Here is a 12,389-nt window from a genome sequence, read left to right as displayed (position 1 = left end):
GTCGGCTCCTCAGCGCGCTGCGGGCCGCACCGCCGTCTCCGAGGGCGCAGGGGAGGGGATGAGTATGCCGTCGTGGCTCGACGCGTTGCCGCGCGATCGGCTGCTGCTGGATGTGTCCCTGTGGTCGGCCGACCTGTCCGCGCTCGGGTCTGAGGCCGCCCGGATCAGTCCATACGCTGACCTGCTGCACATCGACGCCTCCGACACCCACTTCATACCGGAGCCGCTCTTCTTCCCCGATCTCGTACGCGCGATCCGGCCGCATACCGATCGGCCGCTGCACGTACACCTGATGGCGCATCGCCCGGCCCAGCTCGCGTACGCGTTCGCTGACGCCGGTGCCGACCTCATCACCGTGCATGCGGAAGCCACCGGCGCGGCCGACGCCATCCGGGCGGTCCACGACGTCGGGCTGCCGGCGGGGATCGCGCTGATGCTCGACACCGACCCCGTCGACGTCCGTGGACTCCTCGCCGAGGCCGACGCGATCGTCCTGATCGGCACCCCGCTCGGCACCAAGGGCACCACCATGCAACCCGCCGCCTTGACCAGGATCACCGCGATGCGGCGGCTGCTGCACGCCGAGCAGCGGCAGATCCCGATCATTGCCGACGGCGGCATCCGCCAGGACACCGTCGCGTCGCTTGCCGCTGCCGGGGCCAACGGTGTGGTCCCTGGATCGTTGCTCTGGACCAGCCGCGATCTGCCTGGCACTGCCGCATGGATTCGCACCCACCAACCGATGCCGCCGGAATCACCCGAAAGGCAGACCCCACGATGACCACCACCCCTGACCTGTCGGGCTGGACGGTCAGCCTCGACCTGTGGGGCACCCTGATCGTGCACGGCGACCAGACGGCCGTCACAGACTGGCGGGTAGCCGAGTTCACCCGCGTCCTGGACTCGTTCGGGCAGGCTAGACCTCGCGCCCAGATCCGCCACGCGGTGACTGCCGCCGATCACCTCGCCCTTCACCGGCAGCGTCATGACGGCACACAGCCCACCATCGGCGAGCTGCTGGCCGGAATCCTCGACCCGCTCGCCGTCCAGGCGACGGGGGAGATGCTGTCGGTCCTCGAAGTCGTGCACACCCATGCGGGCCTGCGCGGATGCCCGCACCCGATCGACGGCGCGCGGGACGCGTTGCGGGCGCTGGCCGGCACCGGTGCCCGGCTCGTGCTGACCTCGAACACCCTGTCGACCTCCCCCCAGGTGCACCGGCAGTTGCTTGACGACCTTGAGCTGTCGCCTTTCTTCGCCGACATGCTGTTCTCCTCGGAGGTCGGCCTCGCGAAACCACGGCCGGAGCTCTTCGCCACGGTCGCCGAACGCGCACACACCACGCCGGAGAGAGTCGTTCACGTCGGTGACGACTGGCTCACCGACGTCCGGGGCGCGCTCGACGCCGGCTGCCGGGCCGTGCACTACCAGCCGACCGGCCGCCCGGCTCGACCCGGTGTCCTCGCCATCACCGCTCTCGACCACCTCGTTGACGCGGTGTCCGCCGTCTGCCTGCCGGCTGGCGCCCTGCCCGTCACGGAGTCGCGATGACCACGACCGCCTCTTTTGCCCTATCGACCGCTCTGCCTCAGCACGGCGTCGGTGCCGACTTCCGCCTGTCCGACCTCCTGGCCCGCCAACGCGAGGGCAGGAACACCGTCTTCGTCAACGACGACGTTCTGCACCACGAGACCGGGAACGATCCGCTGCTCTACACCGCTCACCGCGACGTCCTACCGCGCCGGCATGCGCTCGGCACCGACTGGTACGCCGACCTGGTCGAATACCAGCCCGGCATCCTGCCAGGGGGAGAACTGCACCGCTCGACCGGCCACTGGAACACTCCGACACAGCTGGAGGTCTTCCAGACCCTGACCGGCCGCACGTTGATGATCACCGCCTGGCGGACCGCCACCGGCCAGCCAGTTCTGCGATATCAGGAGTGTCCCGCTGATGCCCTGGCCGCGATCCCGTTCGGCGGCTGGCACCTCACCCTCGTGCTCGACGGCCCGGCCGCGGTGTTCAACTTCTACACCGACCTACCTACCGCCGGAGACCCAAGCGCGGAGCAGGTCGACCTTGACGCGGACAAGTACCGGCGCGCACCGGCCGTCGAGATCACCGCCGTGCGGACCGGTGACGGTTTTCAGCTCACCGGCGGCGGGCTTATCGCCTGGGGGCCCGCAGAGCAGACCACCGAGCCCACCTGGTTACGCCAGGCCCTCGACGGCGCGAGCCTCCCGGAGTTCTACCGCACCGCGGACGATTCCGCGCTCGCCACCCTGACTCGGCACGCACACCGCCATCTGCCCACGCACACGCCGCACCATCGCGAAACGGAGAGCCGATGACCTATCCCACAGCTGTCGGCCCCGCCACGGTCGCCACCAGCGGCGGCGCCACGACGTTCCGGTGCGGCAACGCCACCGTCACCCTCTACACCAACAGCGCGCAAGCGCTGGTGGAGGCCCGGCGCATCCTTTACTCGTACGACGAACAACCCGCCGGACCCGCCGCCTGGCACATCTATCTCACCCTCGATCCCGACGTCTCGAGCAGCGCTGAAGCCATCACAAACGGGCGTCGCTTCGATATCGGCCCGCAGACCTACGCCTACGAACGCGCGGCCGGGCCGTCGAGCACGTTCTGGGTGCCCGACCGGTGCGCGCTGCTGCACGCCCACCAGGAGGCGCGGAAGATCAGGGTCCGATGCGCGACGGCGGAGGCAGCCGCGTCGTGGGCGCCGCGACTCGTACGGCAGGCGATCACCGGGCAACTGTTGGCCGAGGGGATGGTCTACGCCCATGCCGCCGCGTTCACCGTGCGCGAGCACGGCATCCTGATCGCCGGCCACCGGGGACGCGGAAAGACGACGACCCTGCTGGCCGGGCTGCACCACCTCGGCGGCGACTACGTGACCAACGACCGGCTGATGCTGCACGTCAGCGACACCGGCCTACACGGTTACCCCTGGCCGATGCCGTTGCGCGCCGGGATCGGCACGCTCGCTGCCCTGCCGCACCTGCGCCACCGTGTCCCCGCCGACCAGCGGGCGTTGCCGACGGACGAGAAGTGGATTTTCCCAACCAAGATCGCCATCGAGCCGGATGACTTTTCCGACCTGCTGCAGCGGGGCGGAAAGGTCGCCAGCGAGACGACCCCGTCGGTGATGATCTGGCCGCACCTCGACCCCCGTCGTACCGCCGTCAGCGTCGAGCGCGTCGACCCCGACGAGGTGCACCAGACGTTGCTCGACACCCGCATGTTCATGCACGACCCCGCACGTGGCACCAGCGCACACATCAACCAGTGGCTCGTGCCCGGCCCGGCCGGCGAGATCACCGACGCCCACCTGCAACGCACCGCCGCCGCACTGGCCACCCGACCCTGCTACCGCCTCCATGCCGGCGCCGACGCGGCCGCCCTGGCCGCCGCCGTCGGTGCGCTCCTCGACGTCAGGGAGCCCTGATGACCGCCGCGCCCGCCACATTCTTCCCCGACACCACCGACCGCCCGCGGGCGTACCGGCTGCTGCGCGCGGTCTGCGAACCCCCCGGTGCCGCAACCGACGCCGGCCTGGTCGACGAGGACATTCGGCCGCTTGGCGAAGTGCTGGAGTACGCCATCGTCGCCAAGATGCTCTGCCTGTTCGCTGACTGGCTCGATCGTCACGGCCACACAGCGGGCCTGGCCCGGCCGATGCAGCAGTTCCTGCGTGGGCAGCGGCGGCTCAACAGGCACCGCTGGCGAATGCACCACCGGGAAGCAGCCCGCGTCATCACTGTCCTCGCCGGCCGCAGTATTCCGGCCGCCGCGATCAACGGGATCGCGCACGCGACCCTGCTCTACCACGGCGACGGCTCCCGTCAGTCCAGCGACGTGGACATCCTCATCCCCGCCGAGGCCGCCGGCGACGCCGTGAACGTCCTGATCGGATGCGGCTACTACGCCACCGGGCGCCGGTCCACGGCGCTGCACCGGGACTTCGACGACCCTGTGGTCCCCGGCCTCACCCTCGACGTGAGCACGCGGCTGGCGCACACCAGCGATCCCGCCCACATCGCGGGCATTCTCGCCCGTCGGGTGCCTGCGCCGCAGCAGGCGGATCTGGAGCCGTTGCCGATCCTGAACCGCGACGACGGGTTCCTACACACCCTGGCCCGCGTTGCCGCGCAGCGTCGCTGGCCAGCGCTGGCCGATGCGCTTCGCTACAGCGCCCACCCCACCACCGCGACGGCGGTGAACGCCGTGGTGCCCGCGTCCGCGCAGACCGGCTGGCAGCTGCTGCGCTCGTGCTGGCCACAGCTGCCCTCACGGCCACCGATGTCGGAGGCAGGAGTCGGTGATGCTGGCGCCGTCACTACTTGCCAGCCGGACACTGGAGGCTGGCGATGATCGTGCAGTTGGCCGGGCTGCCCGGCACGGGTAAAAGCTCGCTGGCCGCCGCGCTGCGCGCGTACCTCGGCCACGGCTGCCTGGTGCTCGACAAGGACCGCGTCCGCGCCGCACTGTACGAAGCCAGCGGCCAGGTCACCTACAGCCGGGACCAGGACGACTTCGTCGTCACCCTGCTGCATCAGGCCGCCCGCGAGCACCTGACCCGACAGCCGGACGCCACCGTCATCCTTGAGCGCACCTGCACCCGTCGCTATCAAATCGCCGACGTGGTCCGGCTCGCGACCGGACTACACCAGCCGTTGGCGATCATCCGCTGCTGGTGTCCCGATCCTGTCGCGCGCGCCCGCCTCGACGCCGACCAACAGCACGGCCACCACCCCGCCGCCGACCGCAGCTTCGCCCTCTACCAGCGGCTACAGGCGACCGCGGACCCCATCACCGTCCCAGCGCTGCACCTGCGCACCGACACGGCGGCACTGCGGATCCTCGCCGCCGTCGTCGGCTACCTCCACGACATAGCCATAGCGTCCGTGCCACGTGAAGGAGCCGCACGGTGACAACTGACCTCATCGTCATGCTGGACATCGCACTCGACGCCGTGCGTCGTGGCACGCGCCGGCTGAAGACTCAGGCCGTGCAGCAGGTCATCGCCCAAGGCGACCGCGACGCGACCACCGATCTCGACCACATCATCGAACGCGAGATCCTCGCATTCCTGGCCGAGCGCACCCCCGGCATCGACCGGTTTGGTGAGGAGTCGGGCGGCAACCCGACCACCCCGCGCCGGTGGGTCCTGGACCCGGTCGACGGCACCCTCAACCTCGTCCACGGTCTGCCGCTCTACGGCGTATCGCTGGCGCTGACCGACGGCATCCGGCCACTGCTCGGCGTGATCAGCCTGCCTGTACTCGACCGCACCTACTGGGCAGCGCCCGGCATCGGAGCCTGGCGTGACGGGAACCTGATCGAACCGTCCACCGTCACCGGCCTGCCGGAGGCGATGATCGCGATCGGTGACTACGGCACCGGCGACGATGCGCCGGAACGCAACGCTGTTGCGATCGCCCTACATGCCGTGCTCGCACCCCTCGCGGGAAAAGTGCGCATGCTCGGCTCCGCAGCCGTTGACCTCGCGCTCGTCGCGGATGGCACCCTCGACGCCAGCATCACGCTGGGCAACCGGGACTGGGACATGGCCGCTGGCGTAGCGATCGCACGCGCGGCGGGCGCGGCCGTCACCGACACCGACGGTAGCCCGCACGACAGCAAATCCCTGACCACGATCGCCACCGCGCCGGGGCTCACGGGGGCCGTCGCAGACATCCTGACCACCGCCACCACCGGAACTGTGTATGCATCCGGCAGGAGGGCTGCCTCATGCTGATCGCCTTCGAGGGACTGCCCGGCGCTGGAAAGACCACCCAATCCCGAGCACTGGCCACGCATCTGTCCCAGCACTGCGCCGCCGTCACGTACCTGCCCGACAACCTCACGCGCGACGCCGAACCGCTCGGACAGGCCCTGCTGACCCTGTTCGACTCCGGCGACCCGTTCTCCCGGCATGACAGCGTGCTCACCGACACCTACCTCGCCGCCGCGATCCGCGCCGATACCTACGCCACCCACATCGCCAGGATGCTCGCCGCCGGCGCCACCGTGGTCGAAGACCGCGGCCTGCACACCCTCTACTCCTACAGCCTCGCCGGGCTCCTGCAGAAACACCGGGCCCCACCCGACGAGGCGATCGCCTGGCTACAGCAGGTCGGCGCATTCGCCGGCCCGGCCGCCGACCGGTCGCTATGGCTACGACTTCCCCCCGACGACGCCATCGCCCGCGCCGAGCAGCGGCAGGGCCACCCGTACACCGACGAGCAGCGCGCGTTCCTGCGCTACGTCCACGACGCCTACACCGCCCTCGCCGAGACCGATCCCGACCTGCATGTCATTGACGTCAGCGGACTCGGCATCGACGACGCGCATCAGGCGGTACTCGCCGCCGTCGCTGACCTGACCGCACCCGCCGTCGGCTTGTCCAACATTTCGTGACGTCCCTGGCCGCGTCACGCGCCCTGGGCCTGGCCCGGCCACTACGGTCCCCACCAGCCGTTTCGTTTCATCGACCTGGAGCCGAAGATCCCATGTCTGTCCCGCTGATCGATGTTCCCGCCGACCTGCTCGCCGAGCTCCGCCGGGTGCGCGCCGGTGCCGACAACGACCATGACGCCGCGCTGTCGGCGCTGGGTCTGCGGTCCCTCACCGGAGGCATGCAGAACGACCTGTACCTGTGGACGTCTCCGCACGGCGACGATGTGGTGATCAAGCTGTACGTGAAAACTGACCGGCAGCGCGTGGAGCGGGAGTGGGCGGCCCTGACCCTGCTCGCCCCGCACCAGCTCAATACCGTTCCCGTCCCGCTGTGGCGCGACGAGGCACCGGTCGAGCCTGCGATCGGCATGACCCGGCTCCACGGTCAGCCGCTGATCGAGGCGGCCGACCAGTTGACCGCCCTGCGCGCCCTTGCGCACACCACCACGCAGCTGCAGTCCGTACCCTTGACCGGCCCACTGGCCGCCCTTCCCCGGATCGACACCGGCGAGCACTACATGGTCCGCCTGACGCAAGCGTGGCCGGAGCTGCTGGCCAGCCAGCCGAGCGACCCGCTCACTCCCGCCATGCAGCACCTGCTCGCTGCCTGGCAGCGCAGCGACGAAGCCGAGCTGGTGGCGGCGCCAGCCCCGCCAGTACTGTCCCGCGGTGACGCGAACCTGCTCAACTGGATGACGACCAACGACGGCGCCGCCGCCTGCGTCGACTTCGAATACGCCGGCTACAGCAACGTCGCCTTCGACGCCGCCGACCTCATCGAGCACATCTCCGGCCGCGCAGTCCCGGACAGCATCTGGACCCAACTGCTGCCCGACCTCGGCGTCACTGGCGCCAACCGACAGGAGTTCGCCGCGAACCAACGCACCTGCGCCCTGCGCTGGCTGGCGGTCCTGTGGAAGCAGCGCGACCGCCGCCGCGACGAGTTCACCGTCCAGCATGAGCGGGTCGAGATGCTCTTCAGCAGCACCAACCCCTACGCCTGACCTCCACCCTCAAGACCCGGCCGGCGGCGTTCACGCCGACTTCATCGTCCGCGTGAACGCCTCCTCCCAGATGGGCAGCACATGCGCATAGTCGTGAGTAGCAGCCAGGTCACGAGCTGCCTGGGCCATCCGCTCCAGGCGCGAAGGATCCTCGCGCAGCAGCGCGATCCGTTCGGCGAAGCGCCCGGCCACCGTCGGGTCCGCCGGGTCCCCGTCAATCAGGAAACCCGTCACGTCGTCCACCACCCGGTCCGGCAACGCGCCAGCCGGCGAACACACGATCACATCGCCAGCGGCTGCGGCCTCCAGCGCGGCGATGCAGCAGGTCTCCGGGTACGTGGTGGGATACAGGTAGACCTGCGCGGTGAGCTGCAACTCGATCAGGTCGGGCTTCGCGACCCGCCCCAGGAACCGCACGCCGTCCGCCGACATCGCCGTCGCGCGCCGGTACAGGTCTCCCGCGCGCCGCTCATCCTCATCTGCGGTGATCCCTCGCAACAGGTGGCTCGACGCGACGAACAGCTCCGCGCCGGGATAAGCCTGACGAATGTTCGGCCACATGTCTAGAAGCGGCTCGAGCCCTCGTTTGGGGTTCGCGGCGTGCAAAAACCTCCCCGGCACCTTCGGCAACCTCCGGGCGTACTGCGATATGTTCAACCCGTCAGCGGTGACGACCCAGTTCGCTGTTTTAGGGAATCCGAAGTTGTCCAAGTAGAGGCGCTGCTGGAAATCGGAGAAGGCGATCAGGGTGTTGATTTCGCCGCTCAGCACTTGACCCAAGAGGCTGTCGTTGGGTGTTTTCAGCCCCAGTTTCGCAACCCTGACGGGCGCGTTGAATTTTCCGGGCTCAACTCTCTTCGTGCGTACCCAGAAAATGATCACATCCCGGTGCTCGTCCTCGCGCAGTGAAGGCAGGGGACGCCAGTGCACACCCTGATCCTCCACCCAGGGGCAGTCGGCGAAAACCCGCACCTCATGCCGCCTCGCAGCGAGTCCGCGGGCAGCAAGCACGAGCGCGGTCTCGTTGCCACCCAGTCCCTTGCTCTCCAGGTCAGAAGGCTGCACGGGCAGATACCCCGGATGCACGATATCAATTTTCACCGAGACTCCCACCTAAAAGTGAAGGGCGCACCATGGGCCTCAAGGTCGGCAGATTCTGACCGAGGCGAGATTGATAAAAGGCTACACAGTGGGCGGTTGAGATACAACCGGACCGGCAGCATCGAGTTTCCTCGGGAGGCGGCTATGAACGTTATCGTTCTCGACCTCGACGACACGCTCGTTGACGACACTCGCGCAACGCGCGAATCAGTGGCCCAGGTGCTTGCGTCAGAGAGCCTGGCAGCTGATTCCGAAGCAGTGGATCAGGCGATGTCATATATCCGCAAGATGTGGTCACGGCATCCCCATCGCCATACCGGGCCACTCACCGCCGTCAGCGGGTGGGAAGCACTGTGGCTGCCGATCACAGACTCCGGGCTCCCTGCGGCAGTCGCGGACTCGCTGCGCAGGCACGAGATCCAGGTCTGGGAAGCGATCATTGAGTCGCTGCACGGCGACCCGGGCCGGGCGGCTGCTGTGGCCCGTACCTTCCGAGCCTGCCGTCGTCGCGCCCTCCGGCTGCTACCGGACGTCAACGCCGGCCTAGAACTGCTCGGACGGAACCACGCACTGTGGGTCGCGACCAACGGCCTGCCAACTCAGCAGCGGTCGAAGATCAAAGCCACCGGGCTGAATCCGCTCCTCGACCGGGTCCTGATCTCCGGTGAGGTCGGACTGAGGAAGGCCGACCCGGGGTTCGCTGAAGCAATCGGGCGTTTACTACGGTCGAGCGGGCAGCGAGTCTGCCTCGTAGTCGGCGACAGCACCACCCAAGATCTGCAGCTCGCAGACAATGGCGGCTGGCCCGCAGCCCACATCTGCTCGGAAATCGCATGTGCTGTCGAAGTGCTCTTTGGTGTAGCCGTGGCTCATGGGCCGTCGCTTGCTCAGGTGGGCATGAGCTGTGACTGCTGACCAGCAGCATCAACGCACATCACAATCTGCGAACGTGCCATTTTGAACGACAGCTCATGCCAGATCCCGGGCGCTTGGCGCGCTGGCGGTGACCGCCCTACTCAGGCAGTAGCGCCGGATTCCGGTCCCGCTGCTGAACGTCCGGCTGTTGTTGTTCGGGCATTGTCCCGGGCAAGTGCAGCTGAAGGTGCATGGCATTGTCGCGTGCGAGGAGCTCCGACGGCTGACGGACTCGGACAGCAGCAAAGCTTGCGGTGCGCACGGCTACTCCGCCGGTCGGCTGGTGGCCCGACACCTATTTATTCGGGTACAGGACTGTGATCAAACTGCCCATCACGCCGACTCGGCTACATGCCGGCCTAGCAGCGGAAACACCTCTCGACGTCTCACACCACTCCCCCCGTCGGTCGGCCTCTTGCAAACTAGATGCGGACTGCAGGGTCGGGCTGCTCGGAACGCCACTCTGGAAGGACGAAGATTATCGGTGCGAAGGGCCTGGTGGACCAGGTCAGCGCCCGCAACCCGTGACCGTTCCTGCCCGTTGGCGATCATCCGGAGTACGGGCGACTGGCATGTGGATGGCATGGCAGTCCTCTGATCCGTAGCCTCGGCGTCGTCCGCTGCGCGTCGGGTTCGGTTGCTCCGTTTTGGAGACATAGGTGCCTGACTGCGAATATGCTGAGGACGCTGCGACACCTAACGCCCGGCCGCTCCAGGAATTCCTCATGAAGGCTGGGCCCTCAACCCGCCCCACGACCTTGAGGGCCGGGGAGCGGGTAGCCTTTGCGCGGACCGCCCTCGATGACGCCGTTACTCAAGTCGCAACGCACTTCATGCCAATGACAGTGGAGCATCTCTCATACCTCCCTCCAATCGGACGTATTGTAGGTGCGGAGGTTAGGGAAGCTCGCGACGGACATGCAGACCTTTACTTGCACGGGAGGGAACTGCCGAGCGGCTGGACTCGGGATCTAGCTCTTCCTGCCAGCTTCGACTCGCCTGACTTCTATGAAGGGCCGATAGAGGGGGTCGAGATATCGGCAGAGCCCCGAAACTTCAGTTCTGCCGACTGGAAGATTTTCGAAGAAACGGCGCCGCTGCAACTTTGTCGTAGCGCTGCATGGTCCGCTCTGCCGCCGTTGATCTGGCTGATCACGGTGCCCGTGGTTTGGGGCGTAACCCAATTCGCAGGGGGTTTTTTGCAACGCCTGGGCGAATCAACGGCAGAGAGATTGGCAGCTTGGATCGCCAACGCGGGAAGTCGAGCAAAGGACTCTCATCGAGAAAATCTCGTGCACGTTCGATTCGAGACGCCGAGTGGCATGGTCGTAAGTGCCTACGTCCCCTTGGCCGTCAACTCGGCCTCAGCCATAGCTGAACTGCGAGAGGCTCTTGAGAACCTTGGGCCGGTAGCTCAGTTTGCCGGCGCAATGGCGGCAGGAGAGGTTCCAGACGTGGTGCTGTCGGCCTTCTTCTATTCAGCCGGTACCTGGAATCTTGGCTGGTGGGCGTCGCCAGGCCAGGTCTACATATCGCCGTGGTTCTCGGAGAACTATCCTGACCCTCAGCGATTTCTTGGGCACCCTGCTTTGGCCGATGTCATCGAACCCTCAGCCCCCCTGCAGGATTTGCGATTGCCACCACACGAGAGTGGGTAGGCGGGGAAGGATCTCCTCGTCGGGCAGTTGCCAGACCGTCCAGCCTCCCCGGACGGGGACAAGGTGGAGCGCCATACCGGACGAGTCTCGATGGCGGCTGTCAAGCGTTGGCGCTGGTGACCCGTAGCGGCCTGGGGAGTAGAAGATCGCGGATGCCTGGTTAGGTGCTGGCACTCCTGGTCAGCCCGTCCGTCGTTGTCGGGCAGCGTCGGCGTCAGCGGGCGGGCTTGGCTGTACGGATGGCTGTACAGTCCCGCGCATGGCGGCGACTACTACCCCGGCTGGCTTCTCCGCGATGCCGTGCTCGTCCTGCAACTGTTCCTCGGCGCCTCTAACTGTTGCCGACTTCGATGCGTTTTTTCGGGGCGGCCTGTGGTGCTGCCGCTTCTGCGGCCAAACCTTATCTCTCTGGCGACTCGTGCGTGCGGCTGTTGGGTCGGCTCACACGCTCTTGCCCGGTGCCGTCGCAATTGGTGCGGCCCGCTCATCCTTCGGGACAATGGTCTTAAAGCGCGACGAACTTGCTGTTCTAGATGTAGGTAGCCTAGGCGTGCCGCCCGACGCGAAGATTCTTGGCGTCTTCTTGACTCCTGTTGGCGGCGGAGAAAACGATGGGCACCTCGTCCCTGCGATTACTGCGCAGTCTTTCACTAGAGCCCCGGTACCTCATCAGCTGCATTTTCACGGCTACCCGATACTCGGAGGCTCGGACGCGACAGATGTGAGCGTGTTGTGCAACTGGATGGCTCCAACAGGCGACCCTGAGCTAGTTCCACTCTGGAGCGCAATCGAGGCTTACAGCTCAGGGGCGTACCAAGAGGCAATCGTTCCGGCAGCTGTCGCCGTTGAGTACAAACTTGCCTCGGTGCTGCGTGCCTACTTCAAGCAGTTTGCTGGGGAGGGTCGGGTAGATGACTTTCTTCAAAATGGGGTAACCTTTTCATATCAGCTAAACCCCCTGCTGCCTGCTGTCATGCATGGCGTGGGAGCCCCGAAGCTCAGGGATGAAGTAGCGAATAAGCTGTCGTGGTTGCGGGGTAAACGCAACAAGGTCGCTCATAAGCATGAGGCTGTCACCCAAGATGAAGCAGCCGACGCCGTAGTGGCTGCCCTGTTCGGATACCAGTACCTAGCTCTATATGGTCCGCTGCCAGCAAAGGCCTCGCCTTAAGCGGATCTCCTCGTCGGGCAGTCGTCAGACCGGCCAGCCTCCCCGGGCAGGAACCCT

At 66.9% G+C, this 12,389-nt stretch carries 12 protein-coding genes; 11 read left to right on the top strand and 1 reads right to left on the bottom strand.

Annotated features, from left to right (window positions below; genetic code table 11):
• The 9 genes from Vqi01_RS29090 to Vqi01_RS29050 all read left to right on the top strand — a co-directional run.
• A partial coding sequence (locus Vqi01_RS29090; RefSeq protein WP_239098747.1) for a ribulose-phosphate 3-epimerase occupies nt 1–781 on the top strand: 781 nt, incomplete at its 5' end.
• Nucleotides 778–1,551 carry an HAD family hydrolase gene (locus Vqi01_RS29085; RefSeq protein ID WP_204038345.1) on the top strand — a complete coding sequence of 258 codons (774 nt, stop codon included), beginning with the start codon at nt 778–780 and terminating at the stop codon, nt 1,549–1,551. The genes Vqi01_RS29090 and Vqi01_RS29085, both read left to right, overlap by 4 nt.
• Nucleotides 1,548–2,351, top strand: coding sequence for a hypothetical protein (locus Vqi01_RS29080; protein WP_204038344.1), 804 nt, complete (start codon nt 1,548–1,550; stop codon nt 2,349–2,351). Before Vqi01_RS29085 ends, Vqi01_RS29080 begins: the two co-directional genes overlap by 4 nt.
• Entirely contained in the window at nt 2,348–3,469 is a 1,122-nt protein-coding gene (locus Vqi01_RS29075) for a hypothetical protein (protein WP_204038343.1), read from the top strand. Before Vqi01_RS29080 ends, Vqi01_RS29075 begins: the two co-directional genes overlap by 4 nt.
• Entirely contained in the window at nt 3,469–4,395 is a 927-nt protein-coding gene (locus tag Vqi01_RS29070; protein WP_204038342.1) for a nucleotidyltransferase family protein, read from the top strand. The genes Vqi01_RS29075 and Vqi01_RS29070 overlap by 1 nt, the downstream gene beginning before the upstream one ends.
• Nucleotides 4,392–4,955 carry a P-loop nucleotide/nucleoside kinase family protein gene (locus tag Vqi01_RS29065; RefSeq protein WP_204038341.1) on the top strand — a complete coding sequence of 188 codons (564 nt, stop codon included), beginning with the start codon at nt 4,392–4,394 and terminating at the stop codon, nt 4,953–4,955. Before Vqi01_RS29070 ends, Vqi01_RS29065 begins: the two co-directional genes overlap by 4 nt.
• A 17-nt stretch (nt 4,956–4,972) precedes the next feature.
• Entirely contained in the window at nt 4,973–5,782 is an 810-nt protein-coding gene (locus Vqi01_RS29060; protein WP_204038340.1) for an inositol monophosphatase family protein, read from the top strand.
• Nucleotides 5,776–6,444, top strand: a complete 669-nt coding sequence (locus Vqi01_RS29055) for a dTMP kinase (RefSeq protein ID WP_204038339.1) — start codon at nt 5,776–5,778, stop codon at nt 6,442–6,444. Before Vqi01_RS29060 ends, Vqi01_RS29055 begins: the two co-directional genes overlap by 7 nt.
• Nucleotides 6,445–6,536: 92 nt before the next feature.
• A complete protein-coding gene (locus Vqi01_RS29050) occupies nt 6,537–7,487 on the top strand; it encodes a phosphotransferase family protein (protein WP_204038338.1) in 951 nt (316 codons plus the stop codon).
• Nucleotides 7,488–7,517: 30 nt separating this feature from the next.
• Here the strand turns inward: Vqi01_RS29050 and Vqi01_RS29045 are convergent, their stop codons facing one another.
• Nucleotides 7,518–8,588, bottom strand: a complete 1,071-nt coding sequence (locus Vqi01_RS29045) for a glycosyltransferase family 4 protein (RefSeq protein ID WP_204038337.1) — start codon at nt 8,586–8,588, stop codon at nt 7,518–7,520.
• Between the two features lie 144 nt (nt 8,589–8,732).
• On the opposite strand from Vqi01_RS29045, the gene Vqi01_RS29040 reads away from it, so the two are divergent.
• Together Vqi01_RS29040 and Vqi01_RS29035 are read left to right on the top strand one after the other, a co-directional pair.
• The gene (locus Vqi01_RS29040) at nt 8,733–9,503 is read left to right on the top strand and encodes an HAD family hydrolase (RefSeq protein ID WP_204038336.1); all 771 of its coding nucleotides are present in this window, start codon (nt 8,733–8,735) and stop codon (nt 9,501–9,503) included.
• Nucleotides 9,504–11,660: 2,157 nt separating this feature from the next.
• On the top strand, nt 11,661–12,332 hold the full coding sequence (locus Vqi01_RS29035; RefSeq protein ID WP_204038335.1) for a hypothetical protein: 672 nt from the start codon (nt 11,661–11,663) through the stop codon (nt 12,330–12,332).
• The last annotated feature ends 57 nt before the right edge of the window (nt 12,333–12,389 follow it).

The organism is Micromonospora qiuiae (genome assembly GCF_016863555.1).
Taxonomy (GTDB): Bacteria; Actinomycetota; Actinomycetes; order Mycobacteriales; family Micromonosporaceae; genus Micromonospora; species Micromonospora qiuiae.
This window is presented reverse-complemented; position numbering and strand designations above follow the sequence as displayed.